Here is a 19,235-nt window from a genome sequence, read left to right as displayed (position 1 = left end):
ATCTTCGACGCGACGCTGTCGCGCGGCAAACATCGGTCCGACGGGAGCAGCGGCACCCGCGGGGCATGGGTTTGCTGTTCGATACTGCGCTATCAGGGATATAAAGGCTGGGCTAGCGGGATTTGCGCGCCCCCGACCACATCCCTTGTCATTAGGCTATAATCCCGCGCTTTAGCTGCTCACCGCCCCCCTGTGCGGGAGCGCATATTTCCCAGGCGCCTGCCGCCTGCAAGCAGACTCAAGAGGCTAGACCCAGTGGCATTGACGATCCTTGGCCTGTCCGGCGCCCTTAGCCATGATCCTTCCGCAGCCCTGTACATCGACGGCAAGCTGATTGCGGCCGCAGAAGAAGAGCGGTTTGTACGCGACAAGCACGCGAAGAACCGCATGCCCTACGAATCGGCGAAGTTCTGTCTGGAACAGGCGGGTATCAAGCCTTCCGATGTCGATGTCGTGGCTATTCCCTTTGCGCCGATCAGCCTGTTCGGTAAAGCCCGCTGGCACTATGCCAAGCGCTACTGGTACGCACCGGATCGCGCCCTAGATGCATTGCTGATGGGCAATCGTCGCTACAAGCGCTATCGCAACAAGATTGTCTGGTGCCTCGAGCAATTGGGCTTCGACCCGAAAAAGATCAAGATCGAGCCGGTCGAGCACCACCTGGCCCATGCTTCCAGCGCCTACCACTGCTCCGGTTTCAAAGAGAAAACCGCGATCATGGGCATCGACGGCAAGGGTGAGTACGCCACCACCTTCTTCGGTTATGGCGAGAACGGTCGCATTCACAAGATCAAGGAGTTCTTCGACCCGGACTCCCTGGGCGGCCTGTATGGCGCGATCACCGAATTCCTCGGCTTCGAAATGCTCGACGGCGAGTTCAAGGTCATGGGCATGGCGCCGTACGGCGATGCCAGCAAATACGATTTCTCGCGTCTGGCGACCTTCGAGAACGGCGAACTGGTGATCAATACCGAACTGGCCAACGTCATCGGCCTGCGTCGTTACAAGGAGAAGGGCAAGGGCTTCTACTTCTCGCCAAAACTGATCGAGTGGCTGGGACCGAAACGCGAAGGTGATATCGCTGACGAGCCCTACATCCACTACGCCGCCAGCATGCAGGCGCTGTTCGAGAAACTGGCGCTGCAGATGATGGACCATTACCTGGGGGATATCCTCAAGGAAACCGGCAAGATCGCCTTCGCCGGCGGCTGTGCGCTGAACGTCAAGCTCAACCAGCGCATCATTGCCCGCCCCGAGGTCAAGGAGTTGTTCGTGCAGCCTGCTTCCGGCGACGCCGGTACTGCGGTGGGTGCGGCGGCTTATGTGTCCCACGCCCGTGGCGTGCCGGTTGAGAAGATGGAACACGTCTACCTTGGCCCGGCCTACAGCAATGAGGACGTGATCGCCGCCTGCGCCCGTCACCCGAGCAAGCCGGTATGGCGCCAGATCGCGAACACCCCCGAGCGTATCGCCAAAATCATGGTCGAGGGCAATCCGGTGGCCTGGTTCCAGGGTCGCATGGAGTTCGGTCCGCGTGCCCTGGGCGGTCGCTCGATCATCGGTTGCCCGAGCGTCGCTGGCGTGGCTGATCGCATCAACCATCAGATCAAGTTCCGCGAGCGCTGGAGGCCTTTCTGCCCGTCGATGCTCGACACCGTGGCGCCGCAGATGATCAAGATCGACCATCCGGCCCCCTTCATGACCTTCACCTTCGAAGTGGCTGAGGAGTGGAAGACCCGCGTGCCGGAAGTCGTCCATGAGGACGGGACCTCACGGGCCCAGGTGCTCAAGCGCGAGTACAACCCGCGCTACTACGACATGATGAAGGCCCTGGAAAACCTCACCGGCAACGGTGTGTCGTTGAACACCTCGCTGAACCGCCGTGGTGAACCGATGATCTGCTCGCCGACCGATGCACTGAACATGTTCTTCGGCTCGGATCTGGAGTACCTGATCATGGAAGACATTCTGGTGGTCAAAGACGGCGTGGAACTCTATGACACGGTCGGCTGAACGCCGTGTCCTGCAGTTCTGCCACGGCTATGACGGGCCGTTTCTCGACTGTGCCCGGCAATACGCCAGCCTGTTCGCGGGCAAGGGTTACCGGGTTACCACGGTCTTCCTGACCGGGGCGGCCGACTCCGGGGTGGCGGCGTCCTGCGCCTCGGATGAAGTGCTGTTCATGGAATACAGCTCCCAGGCCATTCGCGGCCTGAAGCTGGGGGCGATCCGCGATCTGCGGCGGATCGTCGCTTCACGCAATTTCAGTTTCTGCATCGCCCACCGCTTCAAACCGGTTTATATCGCCCTGCTGGCCACCCGGCTTCCGGTGATTGGCGTACATCATGCCTTTGGCGATTATCAGCGCCGTTCGCGCAAGCTGTTTGCCCATCTGTTTCGCCAGCGCCTGAGCCTGCTCGGCGTGTCCGATGCGGTGCGCGACGATATGCGTAAAAGCCTGCCGAAATGGCCGCAGGAGCGCATCGAGACCCTGTACAACCGCATCGATATCGAGCCGCTGCAAGCCAGTCAGTTATCCGCTCCCCAGGCCCGGGAAGAAATGGGTCTGGGGCCGTCGGCCTGGGTGGTCGGCAATGTCGGGCGGCTGCACCCGGACAAGGATCAGGCCACGCTGCTGCGTGGTTTTGCCAGGGCATTGCCGGATTTGCCCGCCAACAGTCAGCTGGTGATCCTCGGCAAGGGCCGTCTCGAAGAACGCCTCAAGCAACTGGCACTGGAGTTGGGTATCGGCGCTCAGGTGCTGTTTCCCGGCCAGATCCCGGACGCTCGCCGCCTGTTCAAGGCATTTGATGTGTTTGCCTTGAGTTCTGACCATGAGCCATTCGGCATGGTCCTGCTCGAAGCCATGGCCGCCGGTGTGCCGGTTATTGCTACGTCCTGTGGCGGCGCCAGGGAAGTGGTCGAAGGTGTTGGCGTGCTGTTCCCGTTAGGTGATGACGAACGTCTGGCCCAGGGCCTGGTGCATCTGTCGCGCCTGGATGACGCTCAACGGCGGGCCTGCGCCGAACTCATGGACCTGCGCCTGCGCGAGCGTTTTAGCGATCAGGCGGTGCGTGATGTGTTCTGGCATTTGCCGCAAGTCAGCCGTCTGCTCGTGGGGTCTTGATGTTCAATCGACTTCAAGGCTTGCGTGAGCGTGGCTGGGACCTGGTCGACGCAGCGACCTATGCGCAAGCCTGGCAGCGCTTTGGCGGCAGCGTGGCGACCCATCCGCTGGTGGTGGAACGTCTGGCCGACCTTGCCGGGATTCCCGTGCGCTATCTGGCCTGGCAGCACAATGGCGAGTTGCAGGCGGCGATTGCGACCTGGGGCCGCTCACTGGCGCTGTCCAAGGACGTACTCAAGCGCCACGGCAAGAAAGGCCTTTTCGATCTGGGTAACGCCGAGTTGATCCTGCCCGTGGCCGAAAATGCTCAGGTGCCTGTGCGTCATGCCGCACGTTATCTGTCTGAACTCAATCAGGGGCGTGTCAGCACCCTCAAGCCCCAGAGCGAATCCCTGGCGATGGCCCGGGCGCCGGAAGACTTGTCGAAGAAGTTTCGCTATAACCAGCGCCGTGAACTGCGGCTGCTGGAGGAAGCGGGCGGCGTGGTGCGGCCGGTCAGCGACTTCAGCGGTGCCGAGCTTGCGGCTATCTATTGCGACCTGTTCCAGCGGCGTTGGGGTTTTCCGGCGACGGGTGCCGAGCGCATGGCTGAGGTGGTCGAGCTGCTGCGCGAGCTGTTGATCGGCTCGGTGCTGTTTCTCAATGACGCGCCGATTGCCGTGCAACTGGTCTATCGCGTCGAAGCGCCGAAGTGGATCAGCGTCGAGTACATCAACGGTGGCGTCGATCCAGAGACCCGTGAATTCAGCCCCGGGAGTGTCTTGAGCTTCCTCAATACGCAAAGCGCCTGGGAGCACGCTCGCGCCCTGGACAAGCCACTGCGTTTCTCTTTCGGTCGGGCCGACCGTGAATATAAAGACCGTTGGTGCAACCCCGTGCCGGTGTTCCAGCTATGAGCCGCAAGCAGCAGTTGCTCAAGCGCCATCGCCGTAACAAGCGCTTGGCCTTGGTGGTTGCCCTATTGCTGCTGATCATCTCGGGCGTGTTGTTGGCCTGGTGGCTGATTCCGTTGCTGGCCGTGCTGGGCTGGGTTGCCCATGAGGCGTGGTTTGCCGATCACCTGTTCTATTCACCCGGTGACGATTATCAGTACAACCTCCCTGCGGACAACGAAGTGGCAGGTGTCACCCTTGAGGGCGGCCGGTTGCAGGTCGTTGCACCCATGGCTTTGCAGGGGGATGAAACCCTGGTACTGGGGCTGACGGTGAAAAGCTCGTGGCTGGGGCGCTTTTTCGATCCGGTGATTGAACTGAACGGCAGCGGTTTCGAGGATCGCCAGACGTTCGAGCGTGGGGTCGACGGGCTGCGCTACCTCAATCTTACCGGCATGGCCGAGGCCCTCAACAGTGGCAGCCTGCACTTGCGCGGGCGTTACTGCCGGGTGCAGGGGCCGCTGCGGTTGTGGGTGTTCCGCCATGCCGATGCGCGGCAGCAGCGGGTGATGGTCATTGCTCCCCATGCCGACGACGCCGAGCTGGCCGCGTTCGGTCTCTATAGTCAGGCCGTCGATACCTGGATCGTGACCCTGACTGCCGGCGAGATCGAGGCTGAGCATTATCAACAGATGGGCGTGACGCGCCCGGAAGCGGCGCGTCTGAAGGGCCGTCTGCGCGCCTGGGACAGCATTGCCGTGCCACGTTGGGGCGGTGTACCCGAGGCGCAGTGCGTGCAGTTGGGCTATTTCTGCCTGCAACTGCCGGCCATGCAGGCTGCACCGGATCAGGCCATCGCCTCGCGAGAGGCGGACTTGAGCGATACCCGCCTGTTCCGCCAGTTCAATCCCATGACTTTACCGGGCGATATCGACGGCGCGCCAACCTGGAACAACCTGCTGGCCGATTTGCGGGCACTGCTTTTGCAGGCACGCCCGCAGGTATTGGTCATGCCACACGCGACTATCGATCCCCATCCGGACCATATTTGCGCCCAGGCCGCAGTGATGCAGGCGTTGGAAGGGCTTGAGTGGCAGCCGCAGACGGTACTCGGCTACGCCAATCACCTGCATGACAATGATCGCTGGCCAATGGGCGATGCCTACAGCGGCATCGCCTTGCCGCCCGTGTTCGACCCCGCGTTGCCGCTGGTTCCCTACAGCCTGACTCTCTCTGCCGAGCAACAGCGAGACAAGGCCATGGCCCTGGGCATGATGCATGACCTGCAACCGCCGATGCCGCTCAAGCGCAAGCTGCGGCGTGGCCTGCAGCGCCTGTTGGCGGGGCGACGCTGGCCGGCAGAAGGCGAGAACGAATTCTTCAGAAAGGCGGTACGCCGGCACGAGTTGTTCTGGCGCAGAGATATTTGAATCAGCGGTCTGTGGAGGCCGCGAGGAAAACAATGAAAGTTCTATTGCTGGTCCAGAAAGAGCAGCGGGCCATTCTGGATCGCCTGTACGAAGGTATCGCCGCCCATTGCGAATGCGACACGCGCTGGCTGACGTCGGCCGAACAACGCAATCTGCGCGGCTATTTCCGCCGTGAAGTGGATGTCACGAAGTACGATCGCATCGTGTTTTTCCTGCGTTTCAAGCAGGAAATTCGTCAGGTCGGCTTTATTCGTACGATTCCCAATCTGGTCATCCTCGAACACGACGCCTACCAGAACTACATTCCCTGCAAGTACACCGGCAAGTTCAGCGCCCATTACCGCAAGTTGCCGTGGGCGCGAGTCCTGAGTTCCGGCTTTGTGGTCAGCGAGCGGTTGCGTGAAGAGGGCTTCGACGCGGTGTTCGTGCCCAAGGGTTACGACCAGACGTTGTTGCAGGACCAGAGCCTTGAGCGGGATATCGAACTGGCGTTCGTCGGCAGTACCAACAGCGTGGCCTACAGTGGCCGCAAGGCTTTGCTTGATGAACTGGGGCAGGTCGAACCGCTGGTGGTCACCCGCACCAAGTCCGGTGAGGAGTACTGCCAGACCCTGAACCGCATTCGCTTTTTCGTCAGTGCCGATGTCGGCATGGGCGAGTACATGATCAAGAATTTTGAAGCCATGGCCTGTGGCTGCGTGTTGTTGGCCTACGATCAAGGGGATGCGGAAAACCGCGCCCTCGGTCTTCAGGATATGGAGAACGTGGTGTTCTATAGAAATATCCCACAACTCCAGTCGAAATTGGCGACCTTACGCGTCGACCCGGAATTGGCGGCCCGTATTGCTGTCAATGGCCGTAATCTGGCAATGTCGCAGTTCAGTTTTGCAACCATCGGTCAGCGCATTGTCAAAGAGCTTGAGCCGGCGCTACGGAAGGCGGCTGCAATAAGTTGGATAGAGCGTTTGCGAGCAGTACTGGGAATCTGAAGCTGCTCTCGTGAATGTACGAGCGCTCAGGGGCTGAAAGATTTGACTATTCAGGGCGGCGCCGGAAACGGCGAAGCGATTTACCTACTGTTTCGGGCTTCACAGGTGTGTTCCGGTGTGGCGGGCGACATGGGTCGCTCAGCCCCGGAACCATTGAAGACCGGGCTTACGCGGCTGTCTGGAGTGTGCATTGGCTTTACCAACGATTGATTGCGCCTGCGTGGACGCGGTGATTACGACATCGGGGTTCGATACCCGATGACCATCATTAATATCATGTGGTCCAGTGGTTCGCCGTTTTCATCGGTGCACAAGGTCCATCAGCAAATCGTCTCGCAACTGGATCCGGCCATCGAGATCAAGACCTGGTTTCTCCAGGGTGAGGTCAATGGCTGCACCGAGCCGGTCACGGACGTGCACGAGTGGCGCTTTTCCTCGCGTCTGCTCAAGGAGCGGCATGTCTGGCGCCTGCTCAAGCCCTGGATGCAGTCACGCCTGCGCAAGGCGCTGATCCAGAGTGGTGCCAGGGTGGTGCTGCTCGACGGCCTCGGCGTGGCCCGTGTGATGTTGCCCATCCTCAGGCAAATGCCGGATATCCGTGCCGTGGTGGTCTTCCACGGCGCTACCCGCTTGCGCGAAGAACATCTGGAACTGTTCCGTACCTTTCCCGCCGAACGCATGACCCTGGCCGCCGTATCCCAGACCCTTGCCGGCAAGCTGCAGGAAAACCTGCGTCTGCCGGTCCAGGGGCTGCGCAGTGCCTTGCAGCCCGAGACATTCCGCGCGCGGCTGCTGGAGCGCAAGCAGGCGCGCCGGGTATTCGACCTGCCGCAAAGCGGCGGGCGGGTGCTGGGGGCAGTGGGGCGCCTGGTGGCTGACAAGGGCTTCGACTATCTGCTCGACGCTTTCGCCCGCTCCCTGGCAAAGCACCCTGACATCAGCCTGGTGATCATCGGCGAAGGCCCTGACCGCAGCATGCTTGAGCGCAAGATCAAGCACCTGGGGCTGGGTGGGAAAGTCTTCCTGCCGGGGCACAAGCCGGGCCTGGCCAAGCTCTATCTGGGCTTCGACTGGGTGGTGATTCCCTCGCGGGAAGAGGGCCTGGGGTTGGTGCTGCAGGAAGCGGTTATCGCCGGGGTGCCAGTACTGGTCAGCGACCTGCCGGTATTCCGCGAGCAACTGGGGGATACTGGTCATTACGTGCCGGTGGGCAATGTCGAGGCCTGGGTCCAGGCCCTGGAGGAGGTGGCCGGGCAGGATGGCGCCAGCGTTGCCAGCTCCCAGAACCAGACCCTGGCGCCGGATCAGGCCTGGCAGCGCTTCTGTGAGGATTCACGCATTTTGCTTTCCGTGCATTAAAAGGGCGTGCTGTCAGCTGAGCACGCCTTCCTCCAGTGTCTGCAACGGAAAGGCTTCGGTCAGCTGTTCGCGGGCAATATAGCGGGCGAAATGCTGCAGGTTGCGTTTCTTCAGGCTGCTCGACAGTGGCCCCCGGAAAAAACGCATATCGGCGACGTCGATCAGGCCCAGGGTGTTCTCCGGGGTGACGACGATGTTACCCAGGTGCAACGAGCGGAAATAAATCCCCGATTGATGCAGGCTGCGGATCAAATCGATCAGCGCAGGCATCGACTGCTGCCAGCTGAAACCTTCGTGCTGGGTGATCTGGCGCAAGGTTTGGCCGGGCAGCGGGCGGTACAGCACGGCGGTCATGCCCGGCTGGTCGAGGGTATAGAAGTTGGTGACCTTGAGGGTCGGCACGCCGAGTTTTTCCAGTTTTACGGCATTATCAATGAAGCGCCGGGAGTACGGACGAAGCAGGGCGGAAGAGAACCAACGCTTGCGACGGAACAGTTTAAGGATTTTGCCATCCTGCAACATGTACACTTTCGCGCCAAAGCTGTCGGCCTCCAGAACTTTGGCACCGACAATCATTTGATTTAAAGCGGCTTTAGAGAGCCGAAAGCATTGCATCAGTAGAAGCCTTGTAAGGAACGCGAGCGGTTTGGCCGGCAATGATGCCCAAAAGTGACGGGTTGCACCACTGTGGGACCGGCTTGAGTGGGGCCGCCTTCAGTCGGGAAGGCGTATTCCCGGCTGAAGCCGGTCCCTGCGTGGTCCTCGATTAAATGGTTGCGCGTTCCGAATATCGTTTTCAGAGGAGTCAGGATGTACACGAACCGTTGGGCACAGGCCTGGTTATCGACCGGGTTGCTATGGTTTTTGCTGGCCATTGCCTTCGCGCCGACCAACAAGATCTATCAACAGGGTCTGGTCGCCTTTCTTTGGGTACCTGCCCTGGCGTTGGGCTGGTCCGCCCGCGAGCGCATTGGCGAGTTTTGGCGTGCCCAGCGTTTTCTCTGCGTGTCGATGCTGCTGCTGGCGGTCTGGTCGAGCCTCAGTCTGACCTGGGGCCATGCCGAAGAGCCGGACCGGGAATTCAAGCGCATCCTGTATATCGCCGTGTTCGTCCTGTTCTTCCCGATCCTGGCCAATGCCAACCCCGACCGCGTGGTCCGACTGATGCAATGGGGTGGCATAGGCATGGCGCTGGCGGCGCTGGCCTCTATCGTGCGGTTCTATGGCATCGACGGTCATCCTTGGCTCGCCCGGGCGGAGGGCATCGGTGAGCTGAGCCATCCGATCCTTGGCGCCTATGTCGTCGGCATCGCCGCCGTCTGGACGCTGCTCTGGCCGCCAAAGAATCGTGCAATGTTGCCGGTCTGGGCGCTGACGTTGGTCCTGACTGGCGCGTTCGTCGTGTTGTCCCAGAGTCGCGGCGCGATCCTCGCCTTGTTTCTGACCGTGGTCGCCATGCCGATCTGGTGCCGGGATCGCCGTAGCTACCTGCTGTCGGGGCTCGCTATCGGCGTGGCCGCGATGGGCTTCTGGCTGCTGGAGCCGCTGATGCTGGCGCGGGGTTCGTCCTATCGCCCGGAAATCCTCGCCGCGGTGATGAAAATGGTGGCGCTGCATCCCTGGACCGGCATCGGTCTGGGCGCGCCCTACGATGTGGTGGTGGCCGACGGTCTGAAGTTCGATCATTCCCATAATTTGTTCACCCATACTGCCATTCAGCTGGGTATTCCCGGCATGCTGCTGTGGGCGTGTGTCTGGCTGGCAGTGCTGGTCCAGGCCTGGCGTGCCCGGCATACGGTGCTCGGCCGCGGCCTGATGGGCATCTGGCTGTTCTCGACCCTGGCCATGCAGTTCGACGCAGCCAGCCTGACCGGTTCGCCACGGGCCGAATGGTTTATCAGCTGGTTGCCGATCGGTCTGGTCAGCGTGCTGGTCTGGGCCAAAGCGCAAATTGGCGGCTGTGATAAAATCCCGCGTTCTTCAACTTCAGCGAGCTTTACGATGAGCGACAAGGCACCCATTGCCGGGCAAAGCTCCAGCCTGAAAATATATTTTCGACTGCTCAACTACGTAAAACCCTACATCGGCATCTTCCTGCTGAGTATCATCGGGTTCATCATTTTCGCCTCAACCCAGCCGATGCTTGCCGGGATTCTCAAGTATTTCGTCGACGGCCTGGGCAACCCGGAAGCCGTGCTGTTCCCCAATGTCCCGTACCTGCGCGATCTGCAACTGTTGCAGGCGGTGCCGCTGCTGATCGTGCTGATTGCCGCGTGGCAGGGCCTGGGCTCGTTCCTGAGTAACTACTTCCTGGCCAAGGTCTCACTGGGTCTGGTGCACGACCTGCGTGTAGAACTGTTCAACAAGCTGCTGGTCCTGCCCAACCGCTATTTTGATACCCATAACTCCGGCCATCTGATTTCCCGTATCACCTTCAACGTGACCATGGTCACCGGTGCTGCGACCGATGCCATCAAGGTGGTCATCCGCGAAGGCCTGACGGTGGTGTTCCTGTTCATCTACCTGCTGTGGATGAACTGGAAACTGACCCTGGTGATGCTGGCGATCCTGCCGTTGATCGCCGTGATGGTCAGCCGTACCAGCAAGAAATTTCGCAAGCAGAGCAAAAAAATCCAGGTAGCCATGGGCGATGTCACTCACGTTGCCTCGGAAACCATCCAGGGCTATCGCGTGGTGCGCAGCTTCGGCGGCGAGAGCTACGAGCAGGATCGCTTCGCCGGGGCCAGCAGGAGCAATACCCGCAAGCAACTGAGCATGAACAAGACCGGCTCGATCTATACACCGATGCTGCAACTGGTGATCTACACCGCCATGGCGGCGTTGATGTTCCTCGTGTTGCTGCTGCGTGGCGAAGCGACCCCCGGCGATCTGGTGGCCTATATCACGGCGGCGAGCCTGCTGCCCAAGCCGATCCGCCAGCTGTCAGAAGTCAGTTCGACTATTCAGAAGGGTGTTGCTGGTGCCGAAAGCATCTTCGAACAGCTGGATGAAGTGCCGGAAGTCGATACCGGTTCGGTGGAGCGCGACAGTGTCACCGGCCAACTCGAAGTGCAAAACCTCAGCTTCACTTATCCGGGGACCGAGCGGCAGGTGCTCAATGACATCAGCTTCTCTGCTGCGCCTGGGCAGATGGTGGCGCTGGTCGGGCGCTCCGGTAGCGGCAAGTCGACCCTGGCTAACCTGCTGCCGCGTTTCTATCAGCATGAAGTCGGGCATATCCTGCTCGATGGCGTCGACATCAACGAATATCGTCTACGTAACCTGCGTCGACATATCGCTCAGGTCACTCAAAGCGTGACGCTGTTCAACGACACCGTTGCCAATAACATTGCCTATGGCGATCTGGCCGGTGCGCCGCGGGCCGATATCGAGGCAGCGGCTGCCGATGCCTATGCCAAGGAGTTCGTCGACCAGTTGCCTGAGGGTTTCGATACCCAGGTCGGCGAGAACGGCGTGCTGCTTTCCGGCGGCCAGCGCCAGCGTCTGGCGATTGCCCGTGCACTGCTCAAGAACGCGCCATTGCTGATACTTGACGAAGCGACGTCGGCCCTCGATACCGAGTCCGAGCGTTACATTCAGGCGGCGCTGGATCATGTGATGAAAGGTCGCACCACCATCGTCATCGCCCACCGCCTGACCACCATCGAGCGCGCTGATCTGATTCTGGTCATGGATCAGGGCCGGATCGTCGAACGCGGCACCCACCGCGAGCTACTGGCGCAGAACGGCTACTACTCGCGCCTGCATGCCATGGGGCTGGATGAGCCTGTGCCGGTAGGCGCGGTCTGAGCCGCTGACCCTGGACCTTTGCGGGATCAATGTGGGACCGGCTTTAGCCGGGAAAGCGAAGTGCATTCGATAGATATATATCGGTTGTATCGGCCTCTTCCCGTTTAAAGCCGGTCCCACAGTCTTTGTTGCAACCGGTCTCGCAACCACGACAGCTACAAACCCTGTGCTAAGATTCCGCCCCTATTCATTCTTGGTTACGGGTTGTTCGATGAAGTTGTCCATGCCGCGTTTCGATCAGGCACCAGTCTTGGTGGTGGGCGATGTCATGCTCGACCGTTATTGGCATGGCGGCACCTCAAGGATTTCCCCTGAGGCGCCGGTGCCGGTGGTCAAGGTCGAACAGATCGAAGACCGCCCCGGTGGTGCCGCCAACGTCGCGCTGAACATTGCTGCCCTGGGCGCTCCTGCTTCTCTGGTCGGAGTAACCGGTGAAGACGAGGCCGCCGACAGCCTGGCCAACAGTCTTGAGGCCGCCGGAGTGCGCGCGCGTTTCCAGCGCATCGCCCATCAGCCGACCATCGTCAAACTGCGCGTCATGAGCCGCCATCAGCAGTTGCTGCGCATCGACTTCGAAGAGCCCTTCGCCACCGATGCCCAGGCTCTGAGCGCCGAGGTCGATGACCTGCTCGACGGTATCAAGGTGCTGGTGCTGTCCGATTACGGCAAGGGCGCGCTGAAGAACCATCAGGCGCTGATCACGGCGGCCCGTGAGCGCGGCATTCCGGTGCTGGCTGATCCCAAGGGTAAGGATTTTTCGATCTATCGCGGTGCCAGCCTGATTACGCCGAACCTCAGCGAGTTCGAAGCCATTGTTGGCCATTGCGTGGACGAGGCCGAACTGGTCGCGCGAGGCGCCGAGCTGATGGCCGATCTGCAACTGGGCGGCCTGCTGGTCACCCGTGGCGAGCATGGGATGACCCTGCTGCGCCCGGATCAGCCCGCCTTGCACTTGCCTGCCCGCGCCCGTGAAGTCTTCGACGTGACCGGTGCCGGTGACACGGTGATCTCCACCCTGGCGGCTGCCATCGCAGCCGGTGAAGACCTGCCCCACGCCGTGGCCTTGGCCAACCTGGCGGCCGGTATCGTGGTCGGCAAGCTGGGTACGGCAGCTATCAGCGCGCCGGAGCTGCGTCGGGCGATTCAGCGTGAGGAAGGTTCCGAACGCGGCGTACTGAGCCTTGACCAGTTGATTCAGGCCGTGGGCGATGCCCGGGCGCACAAAGAGAAGATCGTTTTCACCAACGGCTGCTTCGACATTCTTCATGCCGGGCACGTGACCTATCTGGAACAGGCCCGCGCCCAAGGTGACCGGCTGATTGTCGCGGTCAATGACGACGCTTCGGTCAGTCGCCTGAAAGGCCCCGGTCGTCCGATCAACAGTGTTGATCGACGCATGGCGGTGTTGGCTGGTCTGGGCGCGGTGGACTGGGTAATCAGCTTCCCTGAAGGCACGCCGGAAAACCTGCTGACCCACGTCAAGCCCGACGTGCTGGTCAAGGGCGGCGACTACGGTATCGACCAAGTGGTCGGCGCCAGTATCGTCCAGGCCTACGGTGGCGAAGTGAAGGTGCTGGGGCTTGTTGAGAACAGCTCGACCACGGCTATTGTCGAGAAGATTCGCGGGCAGTAATTCCGAATTCGAATCAGATTCGTTGGAGCGAGGCTTGCCCGCGAAAGGGCGGCACATTCGACACATATTTTGTGCCTGAATATCGCCTTCGCGGGCAAGCCTCGCTCCAACGAGCCCACGTTATTTACTGAGGCTGCTACGCGCCATCTGCAGCAGTTGCCGGGCCTTGCCGGTCAGGCTCTTGATCCCGCTTTTCTTCGGCGGCGTCAGGCCCTGTTGGCGTAGCCAGTCCTTCCAGCGAATTCGTTCGTCGCGCACTACCCAACCTTCCTGAGCCGCGAAGCTTTCCGCCAGATAGAGCCCGCGGGTGCTGGCCGGGGTCAGTTTGTCGCGTTTGAGGGTGTACAGCTCCGGCAGCGGCACGCCGTTTTCCAGGGGCATCAAATACAGGTCGGGCTTGCTGCGGTTGAGGCGGGCGACCAATTGATCGTCTTCCAGCATTTCATCGACATGAAACAGGCTCAGAGGGCGGGCTTCCCTCGGCACTTCAAGGCGCAGGTCGTAGATCAGTTGCAAAGACGCCGTGGGCAGATGGACATAGGCCCGTGGTCGTTCAATCAGGGTCATGTTGCCGCAACGTACCGGCCGCGCCGCGCCGGACAGCGGCGTCAGGCGAAAGGGCATGGCTTCGCGATAATGCAGGGCGGCGGCGTAGGGCGCGGGCAGCCAGGTGTCGTTGAAGCGGCCGCTGAGCCAACCCTGGGGCGTCTCGATCAGGCACTCCTCGGCAACTTCCTGAATGGCCGTATGCAGTGGCAGGGCCAGTTCCTGGGCCGGCACATAGCCGGAAATCAGCTTGAGCACCACATCGCCGCGGTCCTGACGACGCTGGCGAACCAGCACCCAGTAATCGCGGTTCTGCCAGCTCAGGGTCAGGCGTACCGAAACCCCAAGGTTGGCCAATTCTGTGGAAAAACGCTCGCTGTCAGCGACTTCGATCTTGCGTCGGCGTTGCAGTGTCTGGGTGAAATTCAACGGCATGCCGACGCTCTGATAGCTCAGGCCCTCGGGGGTCGCTTCGACGAATAACGGCAGGGTTTTGAAGTTGCTGGGGTTTTTTCGAATCAGGGTTCGCGGCATGTCGGCTCCTTCTTGCGTTGGGGTCGGCCGCCCAAATCAGGCTTGACGGCGAATGACAGCGGCAGCAATGGCTGCGTTATGGGCCAGATGCAGCGGGTTGATGGTCCCGACAATAGCACCGGCAACGCCCGGATGTTGAAACAGTAGCGTGAAACTTGCCTCGACCGCATCGACCCCGGGTGTCAGGCAAATATGCCCGCTGGCAAGGGCCTTTTTGATCAAGATGCCTTTGTTGTGTTCGCCAGCGTAGTCGAGCACTGGCTTTTCAGCCTGCTCGTTAAGGTTATAAGTGACCATCGCACAGTCGCCGTCGCGCAAGGCGAGCAGGCCGCCCTCGACGGTTTTGCCGGAAAAGCCGAAGCCGCGGATCTTGCCCTCGGCCTTGAGCGCGGCCAGGGTCGGGTAGACGTCGCTGTCGTTGAGAATCGCCAGGTCGTTGCCGTCCGAATGCACCAGCACCAGGTCGAGGAAATCGGTTTCCAGGCGCTTGAGGCTGCGCTCCACCGACCTGCGGGTGTGGGCGGCGCTGAAGTCGTGGCTCGACTGGCCGTGCTCGAACTCTTCACCGACCTTGCTGACGATCACCCAGTCGTGGCGCTGACCGCGCAACAGCGGGCCCAGGCGTTCTTCGCTGGTGCCATAGGCGGGGGCAGTGTCGAGCAGGTTGATGCCCAGGTCCCGGGCCTGGCCGAGCAGCAGCCGCGCGGTGTCATCGTCAGGAATAGTGAAGCCACTGGGGTATTTCACTCCCTGGTCACGACCCAGCTTGACCGTACCCAGGCCCAGGGGAGAAATGTTCAGGCCGGTGCTGCCCAGGGGGCGATGCAGGCCGTGCAGGGTTGGCAGAGTCATGGCAGCAATTGATCCCAAATCGGTATGGCGCGCGGCGGGCGCGGCAAGGTCGGCAGCGGCGGCTGTGGCGTGGGGTGGATTTCGTCGTGGGCGAGGGCGGCCAGCACCCGGTCGGCGAAGTCCGGCACCAGAGCCAGTTTGGTCGGCCAACCGACCAACAGGCGGCCTTGCTGATTAAGGAAAGCGTTATCCGGGCGTGTCAGGCCGCTCTGCGTCGGCTCGGCACGGTCGACGCGCAAGGTCGCCCACTGCGCCTGGCTCAAGTCGATCCACGGCAACAAACCGGACAGTTCCTTTTGTGCGGCGGCAATCTGTGCCGCTGGCTCGCGGGCCACGCCCTCGGCCTCGGCGACATCACCGCCCAGGTACCAGACCCACTGGCCGTCGGCCGCCGGATGGGTGGTCACGGTAATGCGTGGCTTCGGCCCGCCACCCAGGCAGTGCGCGTACAGCGGTTTGAGGGTCGGCGCCTTGACCATCACCATGTGCAGCGGACGGCGTTGCATGGTCGGCTGGGACACGCCGAGGGCGGTCAGCAGATCGGCCGTGCCAGACCCGGCACTGAATACGATGCGCTGGGCGACGATATCGCGGCCATCGACGCGCAGGCCGATCAGCTCTTCGCCGTCACGCAGCGGTTCGATGGTCTGCCCGGCCAGCAGGCTGTCCCCGGCCAGTTCGGCCAGACGGTCAAGCAGGCTGGGTACGTCGATGACCAGTTCGGCCAAGCGGTAGACCTTGCCCTTGAATTTGGGGTTTTGCAGCGCGGGCGGCAGCTCGTCGCCCTTGACCTGGTCGACCCGGCCACGCACGGCCTTGCTGGCGAAGAAGCTGGTGAGGTTGCCGGCCAGAGTGCCCGGCGACCAGAGATAATGGGCTTCGGAAAGCAGGCGCACGCTGGAGAGGTCCAGCTCGCCCTTGCCCGCCAGTGACTCACGCCAGCGCCGCGGCATGTCGGCAATGGCCTCTGAAGCGCCGGACAAAGCGCCATGCAAGGCGTATTTGGCGCCGCCATGAATAATCCCCTGCGACTTCAGGCTTTGTCCGCCACCCAGGCTGGCGCTTTCGACCACGACCGTGGAAAAACCCTGACGTCGCAGGCGAGCGTTGAGCCAGAGACCGGCGGCACCGGCGCCGACGATCAGAACGTCAGTGGAAATAGCAGAAGGCATGGGCACCTCAATGGCGACAGGAATGCCGCCATTATAGGGGAATGGTCCTTCAATGCCCGGCGGTTTTCGAGAACAACTGGATAACCACCACGCCTGCGACGATCAGTCCCATGCCGAGCATGGCCGGAATATCGAGCTTTTGCCCATAGATGAACAGCGCGGCGACGCTGACCATGACGATGCCCATGCCCGCCCACACGGCGTAGGCGACCCCCACCGGAATGCTGCGCACCACCAGGGTCAGCATCCAGAACGCGATGCCATAACCGGCGACCACCAATAGCAGAGGCACAGGTGTACTCAGACCTTTGACGGCCTTCATGGAAACGGTGGCGATGACTTCACAGCAAATGGCAATGGCCAGCAGGTAGTAGGCGCTCATGGTGAATCTCCTCTGCGATGGCCTGCATTTTAGTGATTGCCCGGATGCGGTAAAGTCATTACCTATCTGAATTGGATATAGGTTGCTGTGATCGTGCAATGGAATCTTGAGCACATACGCCTGTTTGTCAGTGTCGCCGAGCAGCGCTCCTTTTCCGCCGTCGCGCGGGACATGAAGCGCGCGCAGTCGGCGGTCAGCAATGCCATTGCCCTGTTGGAGGCGGACCTGGGCGTCAGCCTGTTCGAGCGCAGCAGCGGGCGCCAGCCTCGTCTGACCGAGGCGGGCAGCGCGTTGCTCGAAGAAGCGCGGGAGGTCTTGCGCCAGTGCGAGCGTCTGGATGGTCGTGCGCTTGCTCTGTTGCGGGGAGAGGAAGCGCGCCTGCGCCTGGCCCATGACGAAGCCATGCCTTATCTGCCGGTGCTCGATAGCCTGGAAGCCCTGGCCGAGCGTTATCCCAGTGTAGAAGTGCAACTGGCCAGCGCGGCTCAGGGCGATGTGGCGCGCAAGCTATTGGAGCGGCGCGCCGATCTGGGCCTGCTGTTTCACCACGAGCAAATGCCCGAAGCCCTGGAGCGTCAGGTGCTGGGCAGCGTCGAGATGGTTACGGTCTGCGCCGTCGGCCATCCGTTGGCTTGCGAGCGGCGTATAGGCCGCCAGCAATTGGCCCGCCACCGGCAGATCGCTCCGCAGCAGAGTGGTTACCCCGGCAGTGAGCAGCTCAGCCCGCAGATGTGGCGCGCCGACAGTTTCTATTTCATGGCCGAACTGCTGATGCGAGGGTTGGGCTGGGCCTGGCTGCCGCGCCATGTGGTGCAGTATCCGGCGTATCAGAACCTGATGGTCGAGCTGGTCAGCGACTGGACACCGCCGTCACTGGTGGTGGAGATGGTCTGGCGCCGCGACCAACCCTTGGGGCCAGCCGCCCGTTGGCTGGCCGAATGTTTTGCCCGGCATTTGCGGGCCATTGGCTGATAGACTTCGCGCCCATGAATAGAACGCTATATACCCTGCTGTTTCATCTCGGTTTGCCACTGGTGGCGCTGCGCCTGTGGCTGCGCGCGCGCAAGGCACCGGCTTATGCCAAACGTATTGGCGAGCGCTTTGCAATCGGCCTGCCTGTCATGCAGCGCGGCGGCATCTGGGTGCATGCGGTGTCGGTAGGCGAAAGTATCGCCGCCGCGCCGATGATCCGCGCGCTGCTGCAACGTTATCCACAGCTGCCGATCACCGTCACCTGCATGACTCCCACCGGTTCCGAGCGCATCCAGGCGCTGTTCGCCAACGAGCCGCGTGTTCAGCATTGCTACCTGCCTTATGACCTGCCGTGGGCGGCGCGGCGTTTCCTTGAGCATGTGCAGCCGTGCCTGGGCGTGATCATGGAGACGGAGCTTTGGCCCAACCATATCCATCAGTGCGCAAAACGTGGCATTCCTGTGGTGCTGGCCAATGCCCGGCTATCCGAGCGCTCGGCCCGTGGCTACGCGCGTTTTGCCGGGTTGACCCGGCCGATGCTCACCGAAATGAGCCTGTTCGCCGTACAGACCGAGGCCGAGGCCGAGCGCTTCCGGGCCTTGGGCGCGCGGCCTGAGTGCGTGACGGTGACCGGCTCGATCAAGTTCGACCTGACCATCGACCCGCAATTGCTCGAACGCGCCAGCCAGCTGCGTGAACAATGGCGGGCCAGCCAGCGCCCTGTGTGGATTGCCGCCAGTACCCATATCGGCGAAGACGAAAGCGTACTTGCCGCCCATCGCCAGCTGCTTGCCAGCCATGCCGATGCGCTGCTGATTCTGGTGCCACGTCATCCTGAACGCTTCGATAGCGTATTCGCCCTCTGCCAGCAGCAGGGTTTCAGCACCGTGCGTCGGTCCAGCGGACAAGTGGTGGATATGGCGACCTCGGTGCTGTTGGGCGATACCATGGGCGAGCTGCTGTTTCTCTACGCCCTGGCCGACAGCGCCTTTGTCGGCGGCAGCCTGGTGCCCAACGGCGGGCATAACCTGCTTGAGCCGGCAGCACTGGCCAAGCCGGTATTGAGCGGGCCGCACCTGTTCAACTTCCTGGAAATTGCCGCGATGCTGCGCAATGCCCAGGCTCTGGTTGAAGTCTGCGACGGCGTCAGCCTGGGCGCCGCCGTGCAGCGCCTGTTCGAGCAGCCGCAACAGGCGCGGCAGATGGCCGAGGCAGGGCTGGCAGTGATGAAGGCCAATCAGGGCGCCTTGAGCCGTTTGCTTGAAGGGATTGCACGGTTGATGCCTTAGTTGATGGCCGGGAGCAAAACCGGGCCGGCGGGCGAATTCATTCGCGAAAGCTTCATTCCTGACGCCGCCAACGTGTTGGATGTACTGGCCCCTTCGCGGATGAATCCGCTCCCACGGATCCGACGATATGCACGCGCTACTGTGGGAGCGAATTCATTCGCGAAAGCTTTATTCCGGACGCCGCCAATGAGTTGGATGTACTGGCCCCTTCGCTGATGAATCCGCTCCCACGGATCCGACGATATGCACGCGCTACTGTGGGAGCGAA

The 19,235-nt window shown here is 61.6% G+C and carries 15 protein-coding genes and 1 pseudogene; 11 read left to right on the top strand and 5 right to left on the bottom strand.

The genetic code is table 11. The features are described 5' to 3' along the window. Positions 1 to 255 precede the first annotated feature (255 nt). The 6 genes from ACCD02_RS21275 (at position 256) to ACCD02_RS21250 (ending at position 7,777) form a co-directional block, all read left to right on the top strand. Complete coding sequence (locus ACCD02_RS21275) at positions 256 to 2,013, top strand: carbamoyltransferase (RefSeq protein ID WP_413306127.1); 1,758 nt, start codon at positions 256 to 258, stop codon at positions 2,011 to 2,013. After that, the gene (locus tag ACCD02_RS21270; RefSeq protein WP_413306125.1) at positions 1,997 to 3,127 is read left to right on the top strand and encodes a glycosyltransferase; all 1,131 of its coding nucleotides are present in this window, start codon (positions 1,997 to 1,999) and stop codon (positions 3,125 to 3,127) included. Before ACCD02_RS21275 ends, ACCD02_RS21270 begins: the two co-directional genes overlap by 17 nt. Continuing rightward, positions 3,127 to 4,023 (top strand): antimicrobial resistance protein Mig-14, encoded by an 897-nt coding sequence (locus ACCD02_RS21265; protein WP_413306123.1) that lies wholly within the window; start codon positions 3,127 to 3,129, stop codon positions 4,021 to 4,023. The genes ACCD02_RS21270 and ACCD02_RS21265 overlap by 1 nt, the downstream gene beginning before the upstream one ends. Further along, complete coding sequence (locus tag ACCD02_RS21260) at positions 4,020 to 5,429, top strand: PIG-L deacetylase family protein (protein ID WP_413306120.1); 1,410 nt, start codon at positions 4,020 to 4,022, stop codon at positions 5,427 to 5,429. The genes ACCD02_RS21265 and ACCD02_RS21260 overlap by 4 nt, the downstream gene beginning before the upstream one ends. Positions 5,430 to 5,461: 32 nt before the next feature. Beyond that, positions 5,462 to 6,418 carry a glycosyltransferase gene (locus ACCD02_RS21255; protein ID WP_413306117.1) on the top strand — a complete coding sequence of 319 codons (957 nt, stop codon included), beginning with the start codon at positions 5,462 to 5,464 and terminating at the stop codon, positions 6,416 to 6,418. 258 nt (positions 6,419 to 6,676) lie between these two features. Beyond that, on the top strand, positions 6,677 to 7,777 hold the full coding sequence (locus tag ACCD02_RS21250) for a glycosyltransferase (protein ID WP_413306115.1): 1,101 nt from the start codon (positions 6,677 to 6,679) through the stop codon (positions 7,775 to 7,777). Positions 7,778 to 7,789: 12 nt separating this feature from the next. Here ACCD02_RS21250 and ACCD02_RS21245 read toward each other — a convergent pair whose 3' ends face one another. Continuing rightward, the gene (locus ACCD02_RS21245; RefSeq protein WP_413306112.1) at positions 7,790 to 8,392 is read right to left on the bottom strand and encodes a toluene tolerance protein; all 603 of its coding nucleotides are present in this window, start codon (positions 8,390 to 8,392) and stop codon (positions 7,790 to 7,792) included. A gap of 195 nt (positions 8,393 to 8,587) precedes the next feature. Between ACCD02_RS21245 and ACCD02_RS21240 the strand changes: the two are divergent. The 3 genes and pseudogenes from ACCD02_RS21240 to hldE form a co-directional block, all read left to right on the top strand. Continuing rightward, a pseudogene (locus ACCD02_RS21240) lies at positions 8,588 to 9,514 on the top strand (O-antigen ligase family protein); the annotation flags it as partial. Positions 9,515 to 9,778: 264 nt separating this feature from the next. Next, positions 9,779 to 11,587, top strand: coding sequence for a lipid A export permease/ATP-binding protein MsbA (gene msbA, locus ACCD02_RS21235; RefSeq protein ID WP_413306328.1), 1,809 nt, complete (start codon positions 9,779 to 9,781; stop codon positions 11,585 to 11,587). A 211-nt stretch (positions 11,588 to 11,798) separates the two neighbouring features. Beyond that, positions 11,799 to 13,220 (top strand): bifunctional D-glycero-beta-D-manno-heptose-7-phosphate kinase/D-glycero-beta-D-manno-heptose 1-phosphate adenylyltransferase HldE, encoded by a 1,422-nt coding sequence (gene hldE / locus ACCD02_RS21230; RefSeq protein WP_413306109.1) that lies wholly within the window; start codon positions 11,799 to 11,801, stop codon positions 13,218 to 13,220. A 120-nt stretch (positions 13,221 to 13,340) separates the two neighbouring features. On the opposite strand, the gene ACCD02_RS21225 is transcribed toward hldE, so the two are convergent. From ACCD02_RS21225 to ACCD02_RS21210, 4 genes are read right to left on the bottom strand one after another with little or no spacing between them, the layout of a single operon-like run. Next, positions 13,341 to 14,300: a metal ABC transporter ATPase gene (locus tag ACCD02_RS21225; RefSeq protein ID WP_413306106.1), complete on the bottom strand. Its 960-nt coding sequence runs from the start codon at positions 14,298 to 14,300 to the stop codon at positions 13,341 to 13,343. A 36-nt stretch (positions 14,301 to 14,336) separates the two neighbouring features. Continuing rightward, positions 14,337 to 15,152 (bottom strand): aldo/keto reductase, encoded by an 816-nt coding sequence (locus tag ACCD02_RS21220; RefSeq protein WP_413306103.1) that lies wholly within the window; start codon positions 15,150 to 15,152, stop codon positions 14,337 to 14,339. Next, a complete protein-coding gene (locus tag ACCD02_RS21215; RefSeq protein WP_413306101.1) occupies positions 15,149 to 16,324 on the bottom strand; it encodes an NAD(P)/FAD-dependent oxidoreductase in 1,176 nt (391 codons plus the stop codon). Before ACCD02_RS21215 ends, ACCD02_RS21220 begins: the two co-directional genes overlap by 4 nt. A gap of 49 nt (positions 16,325 to 16,373) precedes the next feature. After that, positions 16,374 to 16,706, bottom strand: coding sequence for a DMT family transporter (locus tag ACCD02_RS21210; protein WP_413306098.1), 333 nt, complete (start codon positions 16,704 to 16,706; stop codon positions 16,374 to 16,376). A gap of 93 nt (positions 16,707 to 16,799) precedes the next feature. On the opposite strand from ACCD02_RS21210, the gene ACCD02_RS21205 reads away from it, so the two are divergent. Both ACCD02_RS21205 and waaA read left to right on the top strand, forming a co-directional pair. After that, positions 16,800 to 17,678 carry a LysR family transcriptional regulator gene (locus tag ACCD02_RS21205; protein ID WP_413306095.1) on the top strand — a complete coding sequence of 293 codons (879 nt, stop codon included), beginning with the start codon at positions 16,800 to 16,802 and terminating at the stop codon, positions 17,676 to 17,678. Positions 17,679 to 17,692: 14 nt separating this feature from the next. Beyond that, positions 17,693 to 18,967 carry a lipid IV(A) 3-deoxy-D-manno-octulosonic acid transferase gene (waaA, locus tag ACCD02_RS21200; RefSeq protein ID WP_413306092.1) on the top strand — a complete coding sequence of 425 codons (1,275 nt, stop codon included), beginning with the start codon at positions 17,693 to 17,695 and terminating at the stop codon, positions 18,965 to 18,967. Positions 18,968 to 19,235: the final 268 nt, after the last annotated feature.

The organism is Pseudomonas sp. Pseusp88 (assembly GCF_047303955.1).
GTDB lineage: Bacteria > Pseudomonadota > Gammaproteobacteria > Pseudomonadales > Pseudomonadaceae > Aquipseudomonas.
Note: the sequence above shows the minus strand (reverse complement) of the source record. Positions and strands in the feature narration are given on the sequence as shown.